The sequence below is a fragment of the Hydrocarboniphaga daqingensis genome, from assembly GCF_900129825.1.
In the GTDB taxonomy this organism is placed as follows: Bacteria; Pseudomonadota; Gammaproteobacteria; order Nevskiales; family Nevskiaceae; genus Hydrocarboniphaga; species Hydrocarboniphaga daqingensis.
Genome location: NZ_FQWZ01000001.1, coordinates 375,214 through 398,061 on the forward strand (window position 1 = coordinate 375,214; position 22,848 = coordinate 398,061).

The following is a 22,848-nucleotide window of genomic DNA, read 5'->3' on the forward strand; positions in this document are numbered from 1 at the left end:
AATCGGCGAAAGCCCGGATCAGTAGGACAAGCCGAGCATCAGGTACACGCTGCGCCCGATGCCGATGTTGTAGACCGCACGGTCTTCACCGGGAACGATCGTGCCGAAGTACGGACGATCGAGCAGGTTGTACAAGTTGGCCTGCACGCTGAGCCGCGGACCGAAACGGCTGTCGATGCTGTGACCGGCATTCAGATTCACCAGCGCGTAGCCACCCACCCGTTCCTGATTCAGCGTATCGCCGTAGCGCGGACCGGTGTACTTGAAGTCGGCGCCAGCAAAGGTGGTCGCGTGCCGCCACGACAGATCGACGGTCATCATTCGCGACGGCGTCGCTGGTACGTTTCGCCCAGCGCTGTCCACTCGATAAACCCCGCGCTGTTGATCCGATGACTGATAGTCGGTGTCGAATCGCGACTGATTCAAGGACAGCGTCGAGCCGATTCGCCAGCGCGGCATCGGGTTCCAGTAAAGGGCGGCTTCCATGCCCAAGGTGCGGATCGCACCGACATTGTCATAGGTGTCGACACCGACCAGATCGGGGTCGGTCAGCTGCAGCCCGAGCACGCGATCGCGATAGTCGATGTGGTACATCGACAGCGTCACCGCCGTGCGGTCCGAGGTGATACGCAAGCCGAGGTCGATATTGCTGGACGTCTCAGGCTTCAAGTGGTCGTTGAAGCTCGACGAGACGAACGCGAGTCTGGGCGTGGCACTGAAGTTCTCCGCATAGTTGGCAAAGACTTCGCGACCCGCGGCGATGGTCCAGGTCAGTCCGATTTGCGGCTGCAGGTAGTCGCGGTCGGTCTTGCTGCGTTGCTGCTGCTGTTCGGCGTTGAACGCCGCATTGTTCAAGTAACCGCTGGCGACGCGGTCCACGTACAGACTCTTGCTGCCGATCTGCAGCGTCAGCAGATTGTCGATCAACCGAATGCTGTCCTTGGCGTAGAGCTGATAGACCTGGGTCTCGACGTGTCGGTCGTAGAACAGCGTCACCGCCGGCTGATCGTCATACAGCTGGCCATCGGCACCCATTCGATAAAGCGGACGACGCTGACTGAAGTCATAGTGCTGAAGCCAGCCGCCGAGGCTCAACTGATGACGCGCGCCGAAACCTTTCTGCAGGTTCAGCGTCAGGCCACGGCGCTCGCCCGACAGCGATTCGCGACGACCCGAAGGGCGATCATCGTCGGGCGGCTGGACATCGCGGCGATCCGGATTGCCGGCCAAGGCTTGACCGTAGGCGGTACTCGCGGCTTCCGGCGTCACGCCAGCGACCCCATAGCCCCGCTTGAATTCGATGTACGGCTGCAACTGCAGCGACGTGTCCGGCGCGAGCTGCCATTCCGTTCCCAGCGTCAGCAGATGGTCGGTCCGACCGTTGCGCCAGTAATCGTAGTAGCGAGCGTCTCGTGCCGGATCGCCGCTGAGGCGCTGCGCGTAGACCAGGTTGGCGCTGCCATCGAAGTTGTAACTGCCGACATCGTGATCATCGCGATCGCCGTAGAGCCAGCCGAAAGTCACCCGGCCGGTATCGAATGCCTGGACCGCTTTGAACTGTGCGCGATGGCTGCTCATCGTCGCCAGCGGATTTTGAGCTTGCACCGCGTGGAGTCTTGAGCCGCTGAGCATCGCGATCGGGCCATCGGACCACAGCGGTGCGCTGTCGACCCGCGCGAACACGCGACGCGCTTGGTCGCTGCCGACACTGACACTGCTGTTGTGATGCCAGACACCGAGGGGATCGCTGCTGCGATAGCGCAGCGAGCCGCCGAGCGCATGAAATGACGGCGTATCCACGTCGGCTGAACCTTGCGCCACCTGCAGTCGTTCCAGGTTCTCTGAGTCGATATAGCGATTCGGCGGCGTGTCGTCGCGCGTGTCCGCGGTTTCTTCCAGCGGCACGCCGTCGAGCGTGATCGCCAGCTGGTCGGCAGCGAAACCCCGGATGCGCACGCTGGTGCCGAACTCGTAAAGCCCATAAGGATCGGTGGTCTGCGTGTCGACACCGGGCAGCAGATTGAGGAAAGACTGCGGTGCAAAGCCGGAAACTTGGTTGCTGAAGCGAGGTTCGAGCAATGCATTGGCGGCGCGGACCTCGCCGGCACCGAACACCGAAATCGTTTGCAATTGAACCGGCACATCGCTGGCGGCCGGCGGTTCGCCGCAGGCCGCGCCCTCGCAGCGGTCGCGAGCGAGCACGGGCGGCATGCTTCGCAGCGACGGCGTATCGCGCGGGGACAGCACCAGCGTGCCGTCACCGATCAATCGATATTGCAGCGCCGCGTCGCCGAGCAAGCGATCCAATGCCTGCTGCAGGCTGTAGAGACCGCGCAACGCCGGTGCCGGACGCGAAGCGACGCTCGCCGCCGGCGCGACAATCTGCACGCGCGCCTGTTGCGACAGCAGATTCAGCGAAGGGCCGAGTGATTGAGCCGGGATATCGAGTTGCAGCGGCGCTTGTAGATCAGCCGCGGCGACACTGCTGGCCGCGAGCCAATAGCCGCTCAGCGCAGCGACACACGCTGCCGTGCGCGCACGACGGGGCCGCCGCAGTCCTGCGTCAGCGTGCAAGCGCCGACCAATGGCTCTGGGCGGTCGCGCTGACGATGCCGAAACTTCCGTTCGATTTTGCTGCCCGCCGCATGGCGCAATGCCCTGACTCCGATGAATCCCTCGGAGCAAGAAGCGTGCAGACGACAGCCGCCGGCGCTTACTTTCGCAGCGGCTTGACCTCGGCGGCGGTCAGCGTGTCGGTGTAGGCGTTGCCGAAGTGTGTACGCAAGTAATTGACGACGGCAGCGACCTGCTCGTCGTCCAGTCCGTGACCGAACGGCGGCATCGCACCCTGCCCGTTGACGACCAGCAAGGCCGGATACAGCTTGGCAGCAAGCCGGGGATTGCGAGCCAGCGCCGGATACTGACCCGCACCGCTGGCACCCGCGGCATCCGGCATATGGCAGCCCTGGCAGATGTTCTGATACAGCGACTCGCCATCGCGCTGGTCGAACGTATAGCCGCGGCTGAAAGAGACATCGCCCGCCTCGGCAGCGGAGCCGGCCATGCCCAGCATCAGTACGGCAGCCAGCGCCCGCTGCCGGCGGCGGAATCGCAACGAAACAGAATCGGTATTCATCGTCGAACTCGGTAGGCGTTGGAAGCAGCGCATATCAGCGGCTGTGGACATGCTGATGCAGCCGTTCGATGGCATTGAGCGACGACAGCAGTGCGCCTTCCTGCCAAGCCGGAATGTACGAGGCGTGCTCGCCGGCGAGCATGATGCGACCGTCCATCGCGCACAGGTTGTCGTAATGCGCAGCACGCGTCTCATCGGTCCAGGCGCCGGCGCAGCCCAGCGTCCACGGCACGCGATGCCAGCCGACCGCGATGCCGTTGTCGAACTCGGCCGTGTATTGCGGGTGGATCTTCGCGCCGTATTCGACTGCTTTGCGGACGCGCTCGGCGGGCGGCAGCGACGTGAACTCGTATGCATTCGGGCCGAACATGTAGCCACCCAGCAACACACCCTTGCCGCTGCCGTGATAGTTCGAGTTGGGATAGCTGATGATGCGAATCGGCATGTCGGTGTACGTGTTACCACCGTAGATATGCTCGTCCTGCTCCCAGAAGCGGCGCTTGAACTGGAGGCCGATCTTGACCGATGCCTCGTACGGCACCGCACGGATCGCGGCCTGCATCTTCGGTCCGACCTGCGTCGGAATCTGGCCGAGCACCGACAACGGAATCGTGCACAGACAGTAGTCGGCCGTGGCCTGCATCGGCGCACCACCGGCCTTGGTGTCGACGTAGGTCACCGTGACCTTCTTGTCGTTCTGGTCGATCCGCGTGACCTTGCTGTTGTAGCGCACCAGATCGCCGATCTGGCGTTGAAACGCCTTGGCGATCATGTCCATGCCGCCGACCGGCTGGAACAGCGTGGTCTGGAATTCGATCTGCTGGCCGATCGACATGTGATGCCACAGACCGGACTGCAGCACGTCGCCAACGGCCATCGGCTGCGACGGCACTGGCGCTGCGCCGATACCACCGCCTGGCGACTTGGCATAACCACGCCGTTCGCTGGTGCCGACATTGGCGGTGTAGCGATAGTCCTTGTCGAGCGCACCCCAGTCGCGCAGCGCTTGCAGCAGCTTCTCGGCATCTTCCGGGCTGACCGCTTGATTCAGCTGATTCTGGCTGGTGGCCTTGGCCAGCAGTTCGGCAACGTGCCCGGTGAAATCGGCGGCGATTTCGCGATAGCGCTGCGGCTTGCCGCCGAAGGCCTGGGTCGAATGCACGTAGGCGTTGTAGTTGACCTGCACGAACGGCTCGAGCTGCACACCGAACAGCTTGCAGTATTCGAGCACGGCGCGATGGTGATACGGGATGCGCCACGGACCCGGGTTGATATACAGCCCCGGATCGAAACCGCAGGTCTGCGTCGCGCCACCGAGTTCGGTGTATTCGTCGCCACCGCGCAGCGTCCAGCAACGGCCGCCGACGCGGTCGTTGTATTCGAGCACCTGCACCTTGTAGCCGGCCTTGCGCAACTCGAAGGCGGCCACCGCACCCGCGTGGCCAGCGCCGAGAATCAGCACCGACTTGTTCTTGGCGCCGCCGTCGAGCTTGATCGGCCCCTTGTAGGTGGATTCGTTGACCAGGCCCATGCTGGCCATGGCGCGGTAGCTGGCACTGCTGCCCGCGACCAGGCCGATCATGGCCAGCAGGTCGCGACGGCTGATCGAGCCGGCAGGGTTGAGGCTTGGATCGTTCATGAGGTCCCGTTTGCGGATGGCCGGTGAGGCGGGCGACGTGCAGCGCACGTCTTGGGTATAGAACGATTCAGTACGCCGATTCGGAAATCGATCGGTCAGACGATCGTTCAACGATAGTGTGGCGCTGCCGGACACCGGGCCGCATGGGGGATTTCCGGTCAGCGCGGGCCCGCCCGGGGGCCGTGCAACGGGCGTCAGCGGGAGCGCGCGCTCAGCAACATCCGGCCTTGGCCGTCACGCTCGGCACGCACCGGGAAAGCCGCTTCGATCGCCTCGACCCAGTCGGCTTCGCGGCCCTGGATCACGGTGCCGGTGTAGCGAAGCTCGGCCAGCGAGGCGTCGGCCAGCACGATCGGCTGGGCCGCATAGCGATTCACATTGTCGACGACGCGGGCCAGGCTTTCGTCGATGAAGGCCATGCTGCCGCTGCGCCACGACAGCGCTTGTTGCGTATCGCTGGGTCGCAACGACCAGTCGAGCGGCGTCTGCGATCCGGCGACGACTTGATGCCCGGCCTGCACGCGCAGCTTGCGCAGCGAATCAGCGTCGGTCACGTGGGGCTCGGCTTCGCGCACGTCGACGGTACCGTGGACCACGGCCACCTCGACCTGCTTGCCGGTGCGGCGGATGTTGAACGCGGTGCCGACGGCCGTAACGCGGTAGGCGCCGACCTGCACGACGAACGGGCGCTGTGGGTTGGGCGCCACTTCGAAATAGGCTTCACCAGCGTCGAGCTGCAACTGCCGCCGCTGACCGCTGTACCGCACGACGACGCTCGACAGGCCGCCGAGCGCGACATGCGAGCCGTCGTCGAGCGCGACGTCGCGCTGCTGACCGCGCTGCGTGGCATAGGTGACGGCTGCAGCGGCGCGCTCGTCGGACCGGTATTGCCAGATGCCGACACCGACCAGCAGGCTCGCCGCTGCTGCCAGTACCGGGCGCCAAGCCCGAAACTGAAGGCGCGACGGCCTGAGACGAGGCGCATCGGACGGCGACGGCGCCAGCAGTTCGCGCGTCAGTTCGGCGCGCGCATCGGCGTCGAGCGTGGCCAAGCGGCCACCGAGTTGGTCGATGGCCTCAAACGCTTGCAGATTCGCCGGATCGGCCTGGCACCAGTCGAGCCACTGGCTGATCTCTTCGGGCGATACGTCGGCCTCGCGCAGCCGCACCCACCACAGCCCGGCTTGTTCGGCGCGGGTGTCGGGTTCCAGAGCGGTGGTCATCGGCTGCTTCACGCCGCGAATTGTCACGCATTTCAGCCGTGCGCGCTTTCTTCCATCCGTTGCTGACACGTGGCCATACCGCGCGCGATGTAATGCCGGATCATCCGGTCCGTCAGGTTCATCGCCTTGGCGATCTCCTGCACGCTCTGCTCGCCGAACACGTGCAGTGCAAAGGCGCGCCGGCATTTTTCGGGCAATTCGTAGAGCGCCCGTTTGATCACGCTCAGCTCCTGCTGCGCCAGCACGGCACGCTCGGGACCCGGACGGGTCAGCAATTCTTCGAAGAAATCCTGTGGCGAATTGCGGTTCAGTACCTGGCGGTGACGCAGACGGTCGATGGCCAGGTTCGATGCGATCGAAAACAGGTGCGCTCTCATGAAGCTCAGCTCGGACGGTCGCTCCAGCTGCAACAGCCGTACGTAGGCTTCCTGCGCAACATCGTGCGCTTCGGCCTCGGACTGCAAGCGCGCTACAAGAAAGCCGATCAGCGCGCGGTTGTGTTCCTCGAACAGCCGTCGAATGCGCTCGCTGCGGTCTTGAGAGCCGATTTCGTGATCGGGCCTCGTTTCCGGGTGGGCAATAGCGCGGATCGGTACGGCAGCGACGGCGGGAGGCATGGTGCGGGGGCAGGCCCAGTTGGAAATCTACCTACCCCTACGCAAGAACGGCGCCAGTGCGCCCCAGTGTCGCGCTAAGGCGCTTTCGCCGCTGCCGTGACGCTGGCCGGAGAAGCCGCCACGGCGGTCGGCGCGGCGGCGGTGGTGCCCGCGGTCGCCGCTGCCGGCAGCGCACTCGGCGCAGCGGCAGCATCACCGCTGTTACCCGCGAGGGCGCCGATTTCCGGAATCGCTTCGTTGTTGCGTGCCAGTACGACGACGACCACGCGACGATTGCGATTGCGCCCTTCGACGCTGTCGTTGGAAGCCGCCGGCCGATACTGGCCGTAGCCGGCCACGCTGAGCCGTTCCGGCTCGATGCCTTCACGAACGAACAGATGGACCACGCTGGCCGCGCGCGCTGACGACAGTTCCCAGTTGCTCGGGAACACCGAGGTTGCGATCGGTATTGCGTCGGTATGGCCTTCGACTCGCATCGGGTTCGGGAATCGCTTCAGGATGTCGGCGACGCGGCCGAGCAAGCCGCTGGCTTGACCGACGAACTGCGATGAGCCGCTTGGAAACAGGATGTCGGCGCGGATCTCGACTTCGAGCGTGTCCTCGCTGGCGCGCACGCGCACCAGGTTCTGCTTGACCAGCGTGCCCAGGGCATCTTCGATTTCGTCGCCCATCTTCTGCAGCGCACGCCGTTCCGACATCGCCGGGCCATTGCCGTTGCCGTAGCCACTACCGGACTGACTGGGCGGCTTGAGCGGCTGGGCAGCAGGACGCAGCGGCATCGGCAACCGCTCGCGTATCGTCTGCGTCGCATCGGCTCTGCGCGCCATCGGTCCACCGGCCGTTTGCGCTGCGCGCTGTCGCATCACGCTGGAACGACTGTCGGGCTCCGAGCCGGTTTGTTTACCGCCGATCTGCACCGGCTTGACCGACCGCGGCGCGCCGCTGAACTCGGCCTGCAGGGAGTCGGCGAGCACGCGGTACTTGCCTTCATTGACCGACGACACCGCGTACATCACGACGAACAGCGCCAGCAGCAGCACCAGCATGTCGCCATACGGGATCGCCCATGCTTCGTGGTTGACGTGGTCTTCGTGGGCTTGTTTGCGGGCCATGGGATCGACTCGTTCGGCAGTGGCGTCGACGACAGCGACGCCGCACGGTCAGTGCAGGTAACCCTGCAGGCGCACTTCGATATTGCGCGGGTTGTCACCCTGGCTGATGCCGATCAGCCCTTCGATGATCATCTCGCGCACACGGGTCTGATCGCCGATCACCGACTTGAGCTTGGCCGCCATCGGCAGAAAGAACATGTTGGCCGAGCCGATGCCGTAGATCGTCGCCACGAATGCGGCCGCGATGCCGTGACCGAGCTTGGACGGATCGGCCAGGTTGGCCATCACCGCCATCAAGCCCATCACCGCACCGATGATGCCGAGCGTCGGTGCATAGATGCCGAAAGCTTCAAACACCTTGGCGCCGGCCAGATCGTGATGCTCCGACACCGACAGCTCGACTTCGAGCGTACCGCGGATCACTTCGGGTTCGGCACCGTCGACCAGCATCTGCAATCCCTTCTTGATGAAGTGATCCGACTCGGTTTCCACGATCGGTTCGAGCGCCAGCAAACCCTGCTTGCGCGCCGCGTTGCTCCATTCGACGATTTTGGCGATCAGCTCGGCGCCGTTGGTGGTCGGCGGCTTGAAGATCCACTTGCCCAGCTTCAAGCCGTGGACGAAGGTCTTCATCGGCATCTGCATCATCACCGACGACAGCGTGCCGACGATCACGATGATGAAGGCCGCCGGCGACAGCAGCGCCATCGGGTTGGCGCCTTTCAGAATCGTGCCGACGATCAGCACGACGAAGGCCAGCACCGCCGATATGACGCTGAGAATATCCATCAACGAGCTCCGGTGATGTGGGCGCGTTCGTAGGCCGACACCAGGCCGGGCAGTTCGAGAATCAGCGCGATGCGGCCATCGCTGGTCACCGTGCCACCCGCAACGCCGGACAAGCCCTTGAGCATCCGTCCCAGCGGCTTGACGACGATCTCTTCGCGCCCGCGTACGCGACCGACGACGAGTCCGTAGTAATCACTCCCAATCAGCACGACGACGATATGTTGATCGACCTCCTCGTCCGCAGCAGCGTCGGCCGCTCCCAGCCAACAGGACAGCCGAATCAAGCGCAGCTGCGCATCGCGATACGGTGCAACCTCCCAGCCATTGTCGGCGCGGGTGATGATGGCGGTTTCGAGCTTGAACACATCGTGTACCGCCTGCAGCGGCAGCGCGAACAAGCGCCGGCCTCGCTCGACCATCAGCACCGGCTGAATTGCCAGCGTCAACGGCAGGCGCATCCGGATCGTGCTGCCCTTGCCCAGTTCGGATTCGATCGCGACGACGCCGTTGAGTGCCTGGATATTCGACCGCACCACATCCATGCCGACGCCGCGGCCGGACAGATCGCTGACTTGATCCTTGGTCGAGAAGCCGGCCATGAAGATCAGCTGCAGACATTCGTCACGATTCAGGCGCGCTGCGTCGGCCGGATCGATCAATCCCTTTTCAATGGCTTTCTTGCGCAGCTTGTCCGGGTCCATGCCCGCGCCATCGTCACTGATGGCGACAACGATCTGCCCACCGAGCTGCTCGGCCGACAGCACGACACGGCCACCGGCCGGCTTGCCGGCGGCAAGCCGCGTCTCGGGCATCTCCAAACCGTGATCGATTGCGTTGCGCACCATGTGCATCAGCGGATCGCCGAGCAGCTCGATCAGCGTCTTGTCGAGTTCGGTGTCTTCACCGACGCGTTCGACGTCGACCATCTTGCCGAGCTTGCGCGCGGTATCTCGCGCCAGCTTCGGAAATCGTGAGAACAGCTTGCGGATCGGTTGCATCCGCATCCGCGTCACCTGGTTCTGCAGGCCGGACGTGGTCACGTCCAGCTCGGATATCGCCTTGCGCATTTCGCTGCTGATTGGCTCGACGGCACTCAGCGACTTGATCCGGTTGCGCACCAGCACCAGTTCACCGAGCAGGTCCATCACTTGATCGAGACGCTGTGTATCGACGCGGACCGAGGCCTGCTCGGGATCGGGCGCTGCATGGGCGTGCTCCGCCGCAGCCGTCGGCGCTGCGGTGGCCAGTGACGTCGAGCGTGGCGGCGGTGCGGCCGGCGTCGGGGCTGCAGCAGGCGTCGCCGCTACCGTGCTGATCGGCGCGGGGGCCGACGGGGTGCCCTGTAGCTGATTCAGTAGCGCTTCGAATTCATCGTCGCTGAACGGATCACCGGGAATGCCGGCAGCCGTGACCTCGACGGCCGGCGCATCATGCGCAGCCGATGCCGAGCCGGCGCCGTTGGCCACCGCGATGAATTCGAGTACTTCCAGCAGATCCGGATTCGGCGCCGGTGGTTCGCGATCGGCGGCAACCGCTTCGAGCATCTCGCGAAGACCATCGAGCGCTTCGAGTATCGAGTCGAGCATCGACGCATCGAGCTTGCACTGGCCGGTGCGCAACAGGCCGAAGATCTCTTCGGCCGAATGCGCCAGCCTGACCACCGAGTTCAGTTCGAAGAAGCCGGCACTACCCTTGAGCGTATGAAATCCGCGAAACACGGCGTTGAGCAGGTCGCGATCGTCGGGCGTACGTTCCAGATCGACCAGCTGCTCCGACAAGCGCAGCAGCAATTCGCGACTTTCGGTCAGAAAGTCGTCGCGCAATTCGCTGTCGAGTTCGATACCCATGTGTGTCTGCGATCCTGATCAGAATCCGAGGTCGGCCAACAAAGCGTCGGCGTCACTCTGGCTGGCCGACACGGCGGCCGCCGGGCCTTTGAGCTCTGATAGCGGTTGATACGCCTCTGACGACGGTATCGGCGCGCGCGAGTGATCCTTGAGCGCCGGACGTGCCAGTTGCACCAGGTCCACCAGCGCCACTTCGACGTTGCGCACCAGGCCGATCACGCGACGGATCAGCTGCCCGGTCAGATCCTGATACTCCTGGGCCATGGCCAGCGAGGTCATGTTGCGGCGTAGGCCGGCCAGTTCCTCGGCCAGCGAGGCGCACTCGGGCCGCGCCGCGATCAGGTCGATCACGCGACGACTGTCGTCGACCAGGTCGAGTGTCTTGTGCGCCGCTTCCTCGGTCATCTTGACGACGTGGTCCAGATGAGTCCGCGCGTCCTTGATCTCGCCTTCGGCCAGATCGACGATCCGCGAATCGAGATCGAGTTCCTGCAGCGTCTGGCGGACGTCGCGCGCCAAGCGCGCCACGCCCATCGCCAGCGGCCGCTGTACCGTCGCCAGGATGCTGTTGACGGCGGTGTCGAGCGCCTCGGCATCGTCATGCTCGATCGCCACCAATGCCGCACGCAGGCGGCTGGCCATCTCGCTGTTGGACATATTGTTGATATCGGCAATCGAGTTCATGTCGATATCCCTTATGCGGCGGTCGCGGCGCGTTGGAAGATCTTGTCGATCTTCTCCTTCAGCGTGACGGCCGTGAACGGCTTGATGATGTAGCCGTTCACACCTGCCTGGGCAGCCTCGATGATCTGGTCACGCTGCGCTTCGGCCGTGACCATCAGCACCGGCGTCTTGGCCAGCCTGGCGTCGCCGCGGATGTTGCGCAGCAAATCGATACCGGTCATGCCGGGCATGTTCCAGTCGGTGACGACGAAGTCGAAGTCGCCCGCCTGCAGAATCGGCCACGCGGTGCGGCCATCATCGGCTTCCGTGGTATTGGCGTATCCCAGGTCGTGCAGCAGGTTTTTGACGATGCGACGCATCGTGGAGTAATCGTCGACGATCAGGATCTTGGCGTTCTTGTCCATGGCGTTTGGCGGTCGGTCTAGATGAAGGAAGGTTGGGGTCAGGCCGCACGTGCCTGTTGCGACATCAGCGTGGAAGACTTGGCTGCGGACTTGTCGGTCGCCTTATCGGCGCTACGACGTGATTTGGGCTTCTGGTCGGCAGCGGCCCAGTCCTGCAACTGTGCTCTGACTCGCAGCAGTGCTTGGCCATGAATCTGACAAACGCGGCTTTCGGACACCTCGAGCACCGCACCGATCTCGCGCAGGTTCATTTCGTCGTCGTAATACAGCGACAGCACCAGCTTCTCGCGCTCGGGCAAGGTGGAGATCGCACGCGCCAGCCGCATCTGGAACTCGTCGCGCTCCAGCGATTGCAGCGGGTTCTCGTTCGGATCGGCCGCTTCGAACGGGTCGTCACTGCCTTCGGGCGGCTCATCGAGCGACAGCACTTGGCACTGAACCGCGTCCTGCAATGCCGCGCGGTAGGCCTCGGGTGTCAGCTTCAACTCGGCGATGATTTCGTCTTCGCGAGCTTCACGACCGACGCGCTGCTCGATGGTCTTCATCGCGCCGCTGATCTCGCGGTGACGGCGATGAACCGAGCGCGGCGCCCAGTCGCCGCGGCGCAGCTCGTCCATCATCGCGCCGCGGATACGGATGCCGGCGTAGGTTTCGAACGAAGCGCCGCGCTCACCGTTGTAGTGCCGCGCCGCTTCCAGCAGACCGATCACGCCGGCCTGGATCAGATCTTCGACATCGACGCTCGCCGGCAAACGCGCTGCGACATGAAACGCAATGCGTTTGACCAGATCGGCATGCTGTTGCACCAGCCCGGCCTCCGAGCGGGGATCGACGGCACGCGTGGTCGTGGTGTAGCAGTTTCTGGCGTTCATCCGGCGGTCCTCTGGACGAGTCGTTCGACAAAGAATTCGAGATGCCCGCGCGCGCCTTGCGGCGATCCGAATGCCAGCGCCTTCTTGGCCAGCGAGTGGAACGCGGCCGAGGCCGGGCAATTGGGATAGGCATCGACGACGGCGCGCTGTCGGCGTACCGCGCGGCGCAGCCATTCGTCCTGAGGCACCGAGCCCAGGTAGCTCAGCGTCACGTCGAGAAAGCGCTCGGCGACGCGACGCAGGCTTTCGAAGATTTCCTGCGCTTCGGCTTCGTTGGCGACCATGTTGGCCAGCACTTGCACGCGCTGGACGCCATGGCCGCGGTTGAGCACTTTGATCAGCGCATAAGCGTCGGTGATCGACGACGGGTCCTGCGTGACGACGACGATCACCTGCTGGCTGGCTTGGCTCAGCGTGATCACCGAATCGGCGATGCCGGCTGCGGTGTCGACCACTAGCACGTCGAGCGGCCGGCGCAGATCGGAAAACGCCTGGACGATGCCGGCATGCTGCATCGACGTCAGCTCGGCCATGTGGCGCTTGCCGCTGGATGCCGGCACGACGCACAAGCCGTGCGCGGTTTCGATCAGCGTGTCGTCGAGCGTGCATTCGCCGGCCAGCACGTTGGCCATGTTGTAGCTGGGCTGCAGACCGAGCATCACGTCGACATTGGCCAGGCCCAGATCGCCGTCGAGCAGCACGACTTTCTTTCCCGCCATCGCCATCGCCATCGACAAATTGACCGAGACACTGGTCTTGCCGACGCCACCCTTGCCGCTGCTGACCGCCATGACTTGCACGGGCCGTAGCGGTCGCAGGCGACGCAGGCCCGATGCCTGGTCTTCGAATGCAGTGGAACTCATCGGGGTCGGGTTAGACATTGGCGCGGCTCGCATTGCCAGCGCTGGCCCCGAAGCCGCCGGCAAATCCGGCGATCAGCAGGGATTCGTCGACGGTGGCCGCCGAGCGTCGCGCGAGTTGCGTGGCCTGCAGCACGAGCCGGTCGGCGCGCGCCAGGTGCAGGTCTTCGGGCACACGCTGCCCGTCGGTGAAGTAGGTGATCCGCAAGCGAGTGCGCATCGCCACCGACAGCGCGCCGCCGATCCGGTGCGCTTCGTCGATCTTGGTCAGCACGCATCCGTCGAGGCCGACCGCGCCGAAGCGCTCGACCGCGTCGGCCTGCGCGCCGGGCTGGGCATTGCCGGCGATCACCAGCCAGGTCTTCAGCGATGGGCCGCACAACTTGAGTTGCTCGATCTGGCCGCCCAGCGCCGCATCGTTCTGCGACAGGCCGGCGCTGTCGACCAGCACCAGCTTGCGATCCGACAGACGCGCCAGCAGCGTCGGCAGGCTGTCGGAAGGGCCGACCGCATGCACAGGCACGCCGAGCAGGCGGGCATAGGTGTAGAGCTGTTCCTGAGCGCCGATCCGGTAGTGATCGGCGGTGACCAGCGCGATATCGCGGACGCCGTTATGAGCGGCGTAGCGTGCGGCGAGCTTGGCGATCGTCGTGGTCTTGCCGACGCCGGTCGGTCCCACCAGCGCGATCATGCCGCCGTCGAGAATCGGGTCGGCCGCATTGACCGGCAGACGCCGCGACAGCAGGCCCAGCGGCAGGAAGCGAGCGCGCTCCGGGTCGGCGGACTCGGGCATTTCTTCGGCGATCGACCGCGCCAGATCCGGCTCGATGCCCAGGTTGGCCAAGGCCCGCAGCGCAGCGGCCTGGCGCGGGCGGTGTTTCTGCATGTCGCCCCAGCGCAGCCCAGCGAGTTGTTCTTCGAGCAGCGCGCGCAGCGTCTGGATTTCGCGGCTGAGCTGATCGTTGCCGAGTGCCGCGGCGGCCGCGACGGCCGACAAGGGCTCCGGCGGCGGCGGGGTCACCGGCAGCGCGGCGGCCGGACTGCGCGGTGGCGGCGCGTTCGGTGCCGGCGGCGACGGCGGACGCTCGGTGGTCTGGCGCAGTGTGGCGGCCTGCGATGCCGGCAGTGGCGGCGGGCTGGCCGGCGATGCCATCGGCGCTGAGCGCTCGGGCATCGGCTCGCTGCGCAGCGCCGCGCTTTGCACCAGCGCCGCGTCGTAGTCGGTCGCCGCCACCACTTCCACGCCGCCGGGCACCCGGCGGTTGGACAGGATGACGGCGTCCGCGCCTTGTTCTTCGCGCACGAGGCGAATCGCCTCGCGCATGGTGTTCGCCTGGAATCGTTTTATCTTCATCGTGGCTGCCGGCGGTCTGTAGGGGCTTGCATGCCGGGCAAAGCGCCTCGGCGAGCCCTAGGTGCAACCGCTGTACCAGCCCCTCGTCGCCACGACGTGCGGGTTTTCCGTCGCCGTATTGCAGCGCGGACCGCCGCGCTGACCGCCGGGTGTCGGAAACCCGGCGAGCTGCTGCCGATCAGCCGACCGCAGCCCGCAAACGCATCAGCGCAGACCCCACAGCAGCGCCGCCGCCAGCGGCAGACTGGCGATCAGATCGGCCCGTACGACGCGGCGGATCGCGGCATTGCCACCGCCTTCGAGATAGGCCAGCACGATGAAGCTGACCATGCTCGCCAATCCCAGCAGCGCCAGCGGCAGGCGCCAGCCCGGCACAAAGGCCGAGACGATCAGCGCGACGCCCAGCAGCCCGAACAGCACCGCGCGATGCCGCATCAGCACGCGCAGGCTGGCGTCGTCGAACGGCAGTGAATACAGCGTTTGCAGCTGCTGCTGGCCGAGCACGCCGATCAGCGGCAACAGGTTGATGACGCCGGCGAGCATCAGCGCGGCAGCAAGGGCGGTGGCAGCGTCGAAGCGCATGGAATCAACCTCAGGGCTTGGGTCATCAATGACACCGCGCCAGCGTCGGCCGGGGGAGCGGCGCGCTCAACGACGCAGCAGGTCATAAGCGCAACGCGGACACGGCGACCGGCGCTGCACCGAGCATCGATGCCGCGGCGGTTTCCAGCGGCACCGTCCAGGGACGCATCGGTGGACCGAGGTCCGTCGGATCCGTCGGTTGCGGATCACCAGTGGACGGCTAGCGGCGCCGCTGCTTCAGGTCAACCAGTCTTCGATGCGCAGACCCGCCACGCGCTCGAACTCCTTGGTGTTGTGGGTCACGACGACCAGTCCACGCGACCGGGCATGCCCCGCGATCATCTGGTCGTACGGACCGATTTGCAGTCCGGCTCGTTTGAGCTCGGCGCGAATCTGCGCCGTATGAGCGGCAGCCGGCATGTCGTAATCCAGCACGTCCAGCCGCGCGATGAACCCTTCCACCACCGCCAGGTTTCGAGACGCTTGAGAGGACAGCTCTACGCCGTACAACAACGCCATCATCGTCACCGAGCTGATGCAGATCTGCGTGTGATGACGCTTGAATGCCGTCCGGGCCACAGCTGGCTTGTCCCGGATCGTGGCAATGCAGACATTGGTATCCAGCAGGTAGCGCAGCATCAGAACGGCTGGCGCTGTTGGTCTGCGGGCTGTTCCCGTTCGGCCATGAAGTCGTCGCTGACGCCGGCTCCATCAAACCAGCTGTCCCAGGCTTCTCCGGCCGGGGCAATGATGCGGGTGCGGCCCACGGCGACCACATCCACGCGTTTGACGTCGTCCGGCAACGCCGCCGCTTTGGGCAGTCGTATCGCCTGACTGCGGTTGCTCTTGAAGACGGCACCCTGTTCCATCTGCCATGTCCTAATGGGATATACCACCGGATGATACGCACGAAAGCCGCCAGTTCAAAGTCGCCGGCGCGAACATCGCATCGCCCCGCCCTCGAACACCGGAGTGAGGCGAAACGCGGGGCGTCAGCACAAAAAAAGGGCCGGTCCTCGCGGACCGGCCCAGATGCTTGCAGCGCTGTGTTTATAGGCCGATGACGCGGGGATTACCCCCCGCGTTCGGCGTAGATGCTCGTTGAAGTCGCGAGGTCGCCCAGAGCCTTTACTTGACCTGGATCGCCAGCGAACGCAGCGGCGAGGCGCCGGCGCCGCCGATCGCACCGGCCAGCGTCGCCTGGCCGGTGGCCAGGTTGATCCGGTACAGGCTCGACTGCGTGGCGCCGTCGGCCTGCAGCGCGGCCAGCGCAAAGCCGTTGCCGCCGCCGGCGATGTCGAAGCTGACCGCGGTCAGATCGGTCAGGTTCAAGCCCACCGGATTGACACTGGTCAGCACGCCGTCGTTGGGCGGTGCCTGCAGGCTCAGGCCGGCGCTGTTGGCGTCGAACACATACAGCTGCGTCGCGGTGCTGCCGGCGAAGCTGTTGGTGTAGGCGGCAGCGGCGATCTGCGGCGGACGCGTCAGCGCCGTGTCGGTGATCGTCGCGCCGCTGGAGACGTTGATGCGCAGGTTCTCACCGGCGCTGGACACCACGCGCAAGCGATCCGGCACCGGGTTGAAGTCGACGCCAAAGGACGTGCCCGCCAGTGCCGTGAACGGTGCGGTCAAATCGCCCGCATCGGCGGTCAGCGTCGAAGCCGGCAGCGCGATCGCGGTCGTGGTGTCGATCGTGTACAGCTTGCCGTTCTGCGTCAGGCCGTACAGCACGCCGGTCGCCGGGCGGAAGTCGATACCGACCAACTGCTCGCCCATGCCCAGGCCCGTGACGTTACCGATCGTCGACACGCTGCCCGGCGCGTCGGCCGGGAAGCTGGCCAGCACGTCGGCGCCGCTGGTGCCGATCAGCGCGAACAGCGTCGGCGTGGCCGGTGCGGTCATCGTCGTCGGAATCGCGAGGCCCTTGATCGAGCCAGTGGCGCCGATGCCGCCGATGCGCGTGGCGCGCGCCGTCGAGAACGCCGAGGCGACGTCGACCTTGTACAAGCCCGCCATTCCACCCACCGTCAGCACCGCGTAGGCGTCGCTGGCGCCGACGATGTCGAAGCCGTTGACCGCGTCAGCGTCGACACCGAGCAGACCACGATCCTTCAGCACGCCATCATTCGGCGGCGACTGCAGGAACACGCGGTCGCTGGTGGTATCGATCACGAACAGCTGCGTCGTGGCCGTACCCGCGAAGCTGTTGGTGTAGGCAGCGGCCGTAACCGCAAACGGTCCGTAAGCCAGCGGTGCGTCGGTGAACGTGTTGCCAGCGTCCGGATTGCCGATGCGCAGGTTCTGGCCGCTGTTGCTGACCACGCGCAGCGCGACCGGGCCGGTCGGGTTGAAGTCCAGACCGTAGGCCGTGTCGCTGCCGATGCCGGTGAACGGCGAGCTCATGTCGCTGGCGTCGGCGGCGAGCGTCGACGCCGGCGTGGCGACGGCCGTGGCCGGATCGACCGTGTACAGGCGACCGGCGCTGGTCAGCGCATACAGCTTGCCGGTCGACGGACGGAAGTCGATGCCGAGCACCGTCTCGCCGCCCTGCAGGCCGCTGACCGGGCCAATCGTCGTCACCGTAGCCGGCGCGCTGGGCACGAAGCTGACCAGTTCGCCTGCGGTGTTGAGACCGAACACGGTGGCCGACGCTGGCGCCGCGAACGGCGTCAGACCGACCAGACGCTCACCGCCCCCGACCGTGCCGAGCGAGGCACTGGCCGCGCCGGTGCTCAGGTTCAGCGTGTGCAGCGTCGTGGTCTGCGTGCCGGCGGCGTTGACGGCGATCAGCGCGGTGTTGTCGCTGCCGTTGATGTCGAAGCCGTTGACCTCGCTGATGTCGACGCCGAGCGCGCCGATTTCGGACATCGCACCGGCATTCGGATCGGCTGCGGTCAGCAGACGGTCGTTGGCCGTGTCGAGGTAGAAGATCGTCGTCGACAGCGTGGCCGCGTTGCCGCCCTTGAGACTGTTGGTGTAGGCCGTGGCGCTGACGCCGCGCGTGCTGCCGCCGACGGTCAGGCCACCGTCCACCGTGGTGGCGCCGGTGTCGACATTGATGCGCAGGTTCTGGCCGGTATCACTGACCACGCGCAAGCGGTCGGGCACCGGGTTGAAGTCCATACCGAACGCCGAGCCTGCCAGCGCCGTCGACAGCGTCGACTTCAGCGTGGCCGCCGCCGTGGTTTTGTCGACCGTGTACAGCTTGCTGGCGCTGGTCAGCGCATACAGCTGGCCGTCGGCCGGACGCGTGTCGATGCCGACGACGTTCTCGCCGCTGCCCAGGCCGCTGAGCGCTGCCGAGGTGCACAGTTTGGCTGGCGCCGCGCGGTTGAAGGTCACCAGCTTGCCGGTCTCGGTCAGGCCGATCGTGTCACCGGCTGCCTGCGAGCGCGCATCCGAGGTCACCGGGAAGCTCAGGCCCGAGATCACGCTGGTGCTGCTGAACGCGGCCAGCGCGGTGGCCGCGCCGCTGCTCAGGTTGATCGAGTACAGCCTCGGCGTGCCGTTGACGGTCAACGCAGCCAGCGCCGTGTTGCCGCCGCTGCTGCTGGTGATGATGTCGAAGCCGTTGACGGCGCCGACGTCGACACCGAGCGAGCCGACGACGACGGCCGTGCCGTCGTTCGGCGGGTTCTGCAGCAGCAAGCGGTCGGTGACCGGGTCGATCGTGTACAGCGCGGTACGGCAAGCCGCCGCGAAGTTGTTGGTGTACGCCGCTGCGCCGTAGCCGGTGGCCGCACCGTTGATCGCGCCATCGGTGATCGTGACGCCGCTGTCGACGTTGATCCGCAAGTTCAGGCCGGCGTCGCTGACCACGCGCAAGCGGTCCGGAACCGGGTTGAAGTCGACACCGAAGGTGCCGCTGCCCACGCCGCTGAACGGGCTGGTGTTATCGGTCGGGTCGGCGACCAGCGTCGACTTGAGCGTCGCCGCGCCCGTGGCCGGGTCGATGACGTACAGCTTGCCGGCATCGGTCAGCGCATACAGCTCGTTGGTGGCAGGACGCACGTCGACGCCGAGCACGGTCTCGCCGGCCGGTACGCCCAGCGTCGCCTGGCTGAGCACGCTGCCCGGGGCCGCACGGTCGAACGTGAACAGCGTGTTGCCGCTGGTGGCGAAGCTGTCGCCCAGCCGGTCGTTCTCGACGATCGTGACCTGGGCCGTCGACGGCGCCTTCAGGTCGGCGAGGCGGACGTTGCCGAGCGTGACGGTGAAGGTTTCATTGCCTTCGATCGCGACGTCTTCGGCGATCGGCACGGTAAAGCTCTTGAAAGCGTTGTCACCGACGGCCCAATTGAGCGTGCCGCTGACGGCGGTGAAGTCGGACGCGCCGGCGGTGCCGGCTGTGACGGTGTAGTCGACGCCGGCTTCCGTCAGGTTCTTGCCGGTGCGCAGCACGCTGATCGTGATCGTGCCCGCCGACTCATCGACGGTGTACGAGGCCTGCGACAGCGACAGTTCGCCGGCCTGCGGGCCGTCGCCTGAACAGGCCGATACCAGCAAGAAAGCGGGCGCAACGGCGGCGAGCGGCGTCAGCCGCCCACCGAATTTCTTCTTTTGCATAAGTAACTCCCTGTTTTAGATCGCTGCGAAGCAACCTGAACGCAACATCACTTGTTGAGCGAAGGGCTACGGGGAGCACCATTGAACGGATGCAAGCGACGCGCGCCTGCGCGGGTCGTGTGCAGGGAATCTCAGCCCGGCTGACGCAGAAAGGCCTCGGTGAACGCATCGGCCGGGAACAGACACTCGACTCGAAGGTTGTCGGCGGTCAGGTCCAGCGGCGTTCCGAAGCTGCATAGCATCGTGATGAAGCTCAGCGTCGCGTCGCCGACCCCGATCCGCGTCGGCAGCACCGGCGCCAGCGGCGTCCACACTTCCGCTAAGCGCCAGCGCGGCGGAATGCCTGGATACGCCAGCACCACGGCCAGCGTCTGTGCGGCCTGCGGGCTTTCGCGGGCCTCGCGGATCGCGCGGCCGAGCAAGCCGGGGCCCAGTTCGTCGAGATTGCGGATGTACGGCCTCAGGCCATCGGGGTGCAGCGTCAGCTTCATCAGGTTGGGCGGACCATCGCCACAGACGCGCCGCCACAGCGCGTCGACGTCGCCGCCCGGTGCGATCCAGGCCAGCAGCCGCTGAATCGCCGCATTGGCCTGCAGCACGTTCCAGCCCGCATCGAGCACCAGCGCCGGATACGGGTCCTGTTGTTGCAGCAGCAGCGACAGCACGTGCTGGACCGGGGCCATGTCGGGGCTGTGCAGGGCGCGCTCGGCAAACAGCGGCGCAAAGCCGGCCGCGACCAACCAGCGGTTGCGCTCACGCAGCGGCAGGGCCAGCGCTTCAGCCAGTTGCAGCACCATCGCGCGGCTCGGCCGCGCCTTAGATGACTCCAGGCAGCTCAAGTGGCGCTGCGACAGCCCAGCGTCGCCGGCCAGTGCCATCTGGCTGATGCCCTGCCCGCGCCGCCGTTCGCGCAGCAGCGTGGCAAAGCCGGCCGGCCGCTCGCAGGCTTCAACGGGGGTGGCGGCCAGTGCCGCGGTCGTCTGCGTCGGGTTCATACGCGGATTGTGCGCTGGCGCCGACCGTGCGGGTATGACGTCACAGGTCATTGAGCGGGTCATCGTCAGCGGCGAGTCTGGTCGCGTTCCTCCACCGTCGATGACAAGGCCCCACCATGCACCTGCCCCGCCCGCTCGTTCTGCTGATCCTGCTGCCGTTTACCGCTTTTTCAGTGTGGGTTCTGAGCCAGGTCGGCTACCTGGGCCTGTTTACCGCCAACCTGCACCCGGCCGGCTTGCAAGTACTGGCCGATCTGGTGATCGCCTGCACGCTCGGCATCGTCTGGATCTGGCGCGACGCCCGTGCCCAGGGCCGCAACCCGATACCGTTCGTGCTGCTGACCTTGGGCCTGGGCTCGATCGGCCTGCTGCTGTACCTGCTGATGCGGCCCGCGCCCACCGCGGCGCGCTGATCCGTCGGCATCCCTCGCAGCCGCTAGCGGTCGTGCACCGGGTCCAGCGGCGGCGGTGAGTCCGCGTCCGGCGACGCTCGGGCGTCGTCACGGTGCTGCCGCTCGGCCATGCGCCGCAGTGCGGCGGCCGGGCCGCGGCGCTCAGGCTGGCCCGCGTGCGCCGGGCCCGGCGTCGCCGCGCTGGCGGGATTGACGCCGGCGCTGGCGGAATTGAGCGAGTCGATCGGCACGCCGGCCGATGCGGTACCCGCCGCGACGACGCCGACGATGATCGATGCCAAGCTCGATCGTGCCCGAAGCAGAATGCGTTTCATCGCCCGCTCCTAGAACGCATAGGCGACGCTGGCCAATAGCGTCAGCCGCGGCGTGCGGTTGTGGTCGCTGAGCAGGTCGACGTAGCCGGCCGTCAGCGTCAGTGGCCACCAGCGGAACAGCGGCGCCACCGACAGCGCGGCGTTGACGCAGTAGCCGTCGTATTCGCCGATCAACGACAGGCCGTGGTGTGGATACCAGGCGAGCGCGGCGAACAGGTCGACGCCGAATAGATCGTCGCTGTTGCCGTTCTTGTTGGTCACGTTTTGGCCGGCGCCGCCGCTGAGCATCAGCAGCTGATTGCCCAGAGGCACGGCGTGACTGAGCGCCACGTAGTGCCCGGCAGGATTGCTGGCGCGATACACCGACCCGCCCCAGCGAGGCACCGCGCTGCTGCCGATGGCAACGGCGGTCGACTCGCCGACGTTGCGGTGCAGCTTGAACGCCAGACTGCCTTCCTCGCCGAAGCCAGCCTGGCCCAGCGATCGGTCCGACAGCGACGAAATGACCACCGCCGTGTCGAGCGCCAGCCATCGATCGGGATCGCCGACCGACGCGGCCACGGCGATCGACGCATCGCCACGCTCGCGCTCGGTGATCATGCCCAGCGCCAACGAGCCGGTGCGCCCCCCGTAGCCGACCGGCGCAACGAACGCCGACGCGGCATAGCCGAACCGGGCGGTATCCAGCCGCGTCGCCGCTAAAGGATCAGCCCCAGCCAGCGTCGTGATCGAGGCCAGAACCGCTCCACATAAACTGATACAGGCCGCCTCTAGCGACCTCGACCGCCTCAACGTCATCGATTCCCCGCGAGCCTCCGCAATGGCACGCAGCATCACCCGCTGTCGGGCTCGACTCACGTGCAAACATCACAAGCATGCGTCGGCAACGGACGCGTGACCAGTCCATCGGGTCACGCCGGAACGGCCGGATCGCCTGCCTAGTGCGCGGGCTTGTGCGCCGCCTCGATCATCACGTCGCTGATCGCGCCGTAGACGGCCGTCCACGATGCCTGCACCTGTGGCGTGAAGGCCGGCCCCAAACCTTGACCGAGCGTTTTCAGCAGCGCCGCACCGACGACGGCGTAGTGCGCGTCCTGCACGCCGTAGGTGACATGACGGCGGCCCAGCGCCTGAAGCACCGGCACCAACGCATCGATGTCGCGCAGCTTCGACACGGCGACGCCGATCATCTGCATCAGTCGGGCGCCCTGCGCGACCATGTCGCCCTTGAACAGCGCCTGCAGGGCCGGATCGGCCTCGAACAGATTGCGGTAGAACAAGGCCGCCGCCTGCGGCGCGATGCCCTCGACGGCAACCCAGCTACCTTGCACGTCCTGAATCAACTGTTCGTTCACGAGCGTCTCCGCAATCTTTGACCGGATCATCATACGAGCCGTGGGCACCGCAGCCGACGACGTCCAGCGGCTGTTCGGTACCGCGT

At 66.0% G+C, this 22,848-nt stretch carries 22 protein-coding genes; 1 reads left to right on the top strand and 21 read right to left on the bottom strand.

The genetic code is table 11. The features are described 5' to 3' along the window. Positions 1 to 18: 18 nt before the first annotated feature. The 18 genes from BUB09_RS01630 to BUB09_RS01715 form a co-directional block, all read right to left on the bottom strand. Positions 19 to 2,574 carry a TonB-dependent receptor gene (locus tag BUB09_RS01630; RefSeq protein ID WP_072893201.1) on the bottom strand — a complete coding sequence of 852 codons (2,556 nt, stop codon included), beginning with the start codon at positions 2,572 to 2,574 and terminating at the stop codon, positions 19 to 21. A gap of 139 nt (positions 2,575 to 2,713) precedes the next feature. After that, on the bottom strand, positions 2,714 to 3,136 hold the full coding sequence (locus BUB09_RS01635; RefSeq protein ID WP_072894009.1) for a c-type cytochrome: 423 nt from the start codon (positions 3,134 to 3,136) through the stop codon (positions 2,714 to 2,716). A gap of 34 nt (positions 3,137 to 3,170) precedes the next feature. Then, positions 3,171 to 4,775, bottom strand: a complete 1,605-nt coding sequence (locus BUB09_RS01640; protein ID WP_072893204.1) for a flavin monoamine oxidase family protein — start codon at positions 4,773 to 4,775, stop codon at positions 3,171 to 3,173. 194 nt (positions 4,776 to 4,969) lie between these two features. Next, positions 4,970 to 5,998: a FecR family protein gene (locus BUB09_RS01645; RefSeq protein WP_139250061.1), complete on the bottom strand. Its 1,029-nt coding sequence runs from the start codon at positions 5,996 to 5,998 to the stop codon at positions 4,970 to 4,972. Positions 5,999 to 6,030: 32 nt separating this feature from the next. Further along, complete coding sequence (locus tag BUB09_RS01650) at positions 6,031 to 6,615, bottom strand: RNA polymerase sigma factor (RefSeq protein WP_084083075.1); 585 nt, start codon at positions 6,613 to 6,615, stop codon at positions 6,031 to 6,033. 74 nt (positions 6,616 to 6,689) lie between these two features. Further along, positions 6,690 to 7,727: a flagellar motor protein MotD gene (gene motD / locus BUB09_RS01655; protein WP_072893221.1), complete on the bottom strand. Its 1,038-nt coding sequence runs from the start codon at positions 7,725 to 7,727 to the stop codon at positions 6,690 to 6,692. 48 nt (positions 7,728 to 7,775) lie between these two features. Further along, a complete protein-coding gene (locus BUB09_RS01660; RefSeq protein WP_072893223.1) occupies positions 7,776 to 8,516 on the bottom strand; it encodes a flagellar motor protein in 741 nt (246 codons plus the stop codon). Continuing rightward, positions 8,516 to 10,363 (bottom strand): chemotaxis protein CheA, encoded by a 1,848-nt coding sequence (locus BUB09_RS01665; RefSeq protein WP_072893225.1) that lies wholly within the window; start codon positions 10,361 to 10,363, stop codon positions 8,516 to 8,518. Before BUB09_RS01665 ends, BUB09_RS01660 begins: the two co-directional genes overlap by 1 nt. An 18-nt stretch (positions 10,364 to 10,381) precedes the next feature. Continuing rightward, complete coding sequence (locus tag BUB09_RS01670) at positions 10,382 to 11,047, bottom strand: protein phosphatase CheZ (RefSeq protein ID WP_072893227.1); 666 nt, start codon at positions 11,045 to 11,047, stop codon at positions 10,382 to 10,384. Positions 11,048 to 11,058: 11 nt separating this feature from the next. Beyond that, entirely contained in the window at positions 11,059 to 11,451 is a 393-nt protein-coding gene (locus BUB09_RS01675; protein ID WP_072893230.1) for a chemotaxis response regulator CheY, read from the bottom strand. A 38-nt stretch (positions 11,452 to 11,489) separates the two neighbouring features. Beyond that, the gene (locus BUB09_RS01680; protein ID WP_084083076.1) at positions 11,490 to 12,323 is read right to left on the bottom strand and encodes an RNA polymerase sigma factor FliA; all 834 of its coding nucleotides are present in this window, start codon (positions 12,321 to 12,323) and stop codon (positions 11,490 to 11,492) included. Beyond that, positions 12,320 to 13,219 carry a MinD/ParA family protein gene (locus BUB09_RS01685; protein WP_084083077.1) on the bottom strand — a complete coding sequence of 300 codons (900 nt, stop codon included), beginning with the start codon at positions 13,217 to 13,219 and terminating at the stop codon, positions 12,320 to 12,322. Before BUB09_RS01685 ends, BUB09_RS01680 begins: the two co-directional genes overlap by 4 nt. Then, on the bottom strand, positions 13,197 to 14,537 hold the full coding sequence (gene flhF, locus BUB09_RS01690; RefSeq protein ID WP_084083078.1) for a flagellar biosynthesis GTPase FlhF: 1,341 nt from the start codon (positions 14,535 to 14,537) through the stop codon (positions 13,197 to 13,199). Before flhF ends, BUB09_RS01685 begins: the two co-directional genes overlap by 23 nt. Positions 14,538 to 14,741: 204 nt before the next feature. Further along, the gene (locus BUB09_RS01695; RefSeq protein WP_072893235.1) at positions 14,742 to 15,119 is read right to left on the bottom strand and encodes a hypothetical protein; all 378 of its coding nucleotides are present in this window, start codon (positions 15,117 to 15,119) and stop codon (positions 14,742 to 14,744) included. A 237-nt stretch (positions 15,120 to 15,356) separates the two neighbouring features. Beyond that, positions 15,357 to 15,758 (bottom strand): type II toxin-antitoxin system tRNA(fMet)-specific endonuclease VapC, encoded by a 402-nt coding sequence (gene vapC, locus BUB09_RS01700; protein WP_072893237.1) that lies wholly within the window; start codon positions 15,756 to 15,758, stop codon positions 15,357 to 15,359. Continuing rightward, positions 15,758 to 15,988, bottom strand: a complete 231-nt coding sequence (gene vapB, locus BUB09_RS01705; RefSeq protein ID WP_072893239.1) for a type II toxin-antitoxin system VapB family antitoxin — start codon at positions 15,986 to 15,988, stop codon at positions 15,758 to 15,760. Before vapB ends, vapC begins: the two co-directional genes overlap by 1 nt. Positions 15,989 to 16,247: 259 nt before the next feature. Beyond that, positions 16,248 to 19,685 carry a DUF4394 domain-containing protein gene (locus BUB09_RS01710; protein ID WP_072893240.1) on the bottom strand — a complete coding sequence of 1,146 codons (3,438 nt, stop codon included), beginning with the start codon at positions 19,683 to 19,685 and terminating at the stop codon, positions 16,248 to 16,250. A gap of 131 nt (positions 19,686 to 19,816) precedes the next feature. After that, positions 19,817 to 20,680, bottom strand: a complete 864-nt coding sequence (locus BUB09_RS01715) for a helix-turn-helix domain-containing protein (RefSeq protein WP_175550081.1) — start codon at positions 20,678 to 20,680, stop codon at positions 19,817 to 19,819. A 116-nt stretch (positions 20,681 to 20,796) separates the two neighbouring features. Here BUB09_RS01715 and BUB09_RS01720 point away from each other — a divergent pair, with 116 nt between their 5' ends. Further along, the gene (locus BUB09_RS01720) at positions 20,797 to 21,093 is read left to right on the top strand and encodes a DUF2834 domain-containing protein (protein ID WP_072893242.1); all 297 of its coding nucleotides are present in this window, start codon (positions 20,797 to 20,799) and stop codon (positions 21,091 to 21,093) included. Between the two features lie 23 nt (positions 21,094 to 21,116). Here BUB09_RS01720 and BUB09_RS01725 read toward each other — a convergent pair whose 3' ends face one another. The 3 genes from BUB09_RS01725 to BUB09_RS01735 all read right to left on the bottom strand — a co-directional run bounded on the left by BUB09_RS01725 (position 21,117) and on the right by BUB09_RS01735 (position 22,762). Then, positions 21,117 to 21,407 carry a hypothetical protein gene (locus BUB09_RS01725; RefSeq protein WP_072893244.1) on the bottom strand — a complete coding sequence of 97 codons (291 nt, stop codon included), beginning with the start codon at positions 21,405 to 21,407 and terminating at the stop codon, positions 21,117 to 21,119. Positions 21,408 to 21,416: 9 nt separating this feature from the next. After that, positions 21,417 to 22,199, bottom strand: coding sequence for a hypothetical protein (locus BUB09_RS01730; RefSeq protein WP_139250062.1), 783 nt, complete (start codon positions 22,197 to 22,199; stop codon positions 21,417 to 21,419). Positions 22,200 to 22,345: 146 nt separating this feature from the next. Further along, positions 22,346 to 22,762, bottom strand: a complete 417-nt coding sequence (locus tag BUB09_RS01735) for a globin family protein (protein ID WP_245793055.1) — start codon at positions 22,760 to 22,762, stop codon at positions 22,346 to 22,348. Positions 22,763 to 22,848: the final 86 nt, after the last annotated feature.

What these genes read in the sequence shown, in the direction of transcription:
- BUB09_RS01725 (WP_072893244.1), bottom strand. Translation starts at nt 21,407, where the DNA reads ATGAAACGCATTCTGCTTCGGGCACGATCGAGCTTGGCATCGATCATC.
- BUB09_RS01715 (WP_175550081.1), bottom strand. Translation starts at nt 20,680, where the DNA reads ATGAACCCGACGCAGACGACCGCGGCACTGGCCGCCACCCCCGTTGAA.
- BUB09_RS01670 (WP_072893227.1), bottom strand. Translation starts at nt 11,047, where the DNA reads ATGAACTCGATTGCCGATATCAACAATATGTCCAACAGCGAGATGGCC.
- BUB09_RS01650 (WP_084083075.1), bottom strand. Translation starts at nt 6,615, where the DNA reads ATGCCTCCCGCCGTCGCTGCCGTACCGATCCGCGCTATTGCCCACCCG.
- BUB09_RS01640 (WP_072893204.1), bottom strand. Translation starts at nt 4,775, where the DNA reads ATGAACGATCCAAGCCTCAACCCTGCCGGCTCGATCAGCCGTCGCGAC.
- BUB09_RS01645 (WP_139250061.1), bottom strand. Translation starts at nt 5,998, where the DNA reads ATGACCACCGCTCTGGAACCCGACACCCGCGCCGAACAAGCCGGGCTG.
- BUB09_RS01685 (WP_084083077.1), bottom strand. Translation starts at nt 13,219, where the DNA reads ATGCGAGCCGCGCCAATGTCTAACCCGACCCCGATGAGTTCCACTGCA.
- vapB (WP_072893239.1), bottom strand. Translation starts at nt 15,988, where the DNA reads ATGGAACAGGGTGCCGTCTTCAAGAGCAACCGCAGTCAGGCGATACGA.
- BUB09_RS01665 (WP_072893225.1), bottom strand. Translation starts at nt 10,363, where the DNA reads ATGGGTATCGAACTCGACAGCGAATTGCGCGACGACTTTCTGACCGAA.
- BUB09_RS01720 (WP_072893242.1), top strand. Translation starts at nt 20,797, where the DNA reads ATGCACCTGCCCCGCCCGCTCGTTCTGCTGATCCTGCTGCCGTTTACC.
- motD (WP_072893221.1), bottom strand. Translation starts at nt 7,727, where the DNA reads ATGGCCCGCAAACAAGCCCACGAAGACCACGTCAACCACGAAGCATGG.
- vapC (WP_072893237.1), bottom strand. Translation starts at nt 15,758, where the DNA reads ATGCTGCGCTACCTGCTGGATACCAATGTCTGCATTGCCACGATCCGG.
- BUB09_RS01695 (WP_072893235.1), bottom strand. Translation starts at nt 15,119, where the DNA reads ATGCGCTTCGACGCTGCCACCGCCCTTGCTGCCGCGCTGATGCTCGCC.
- BUB09_RS01710 (WP_072893240.1), bottom strand. Translation starts at nt 19,685, where the DNA reads ATGCAAAAGAAGAAATTCGGTGGGCGGCTGACGCCGCTCGCCGCCGTT.
- BUB09_RS01660 (WP_072893223.1), bottom strand. Translation starts at nt 8,516, where the DNA reads ATGGATATTCTCAGCGTCATATCGGCGGTGCTGGCCTTCGTCGTGCTG.
- BUB09_RS01680 (WP_084083076.1), bottom strand. Translation starts at nt 12,323, where the DNA reads ATGAACGCCAGAAACTGCTACACCACGACCACGCGTGCCGTCGATCCC.
- BUB09_RS01675 (WP_072893230.1), bottom strand. Translation starts at nt 11,451, where the DNA reads ATGGACAAGAACGCCAAGATCCTGATCGTCGACGATTACTCCACGATG.
- flhF (WP_084083078.1), bottom strand. Translation starts at nt 14,537, where the DNA reads ATGAAGATAAAACGATTCCAGGCGAACACCATGCGCGAGGCGATTCGC.
- BUB09_RS01635 (WP_072894009.1), bottom strand. Translation starts at nt 3,136, where the DNA reads ATGAATACCGATTCTGTTTCGTTGCGATTCCGCCGCCGGCAGCGGGCG.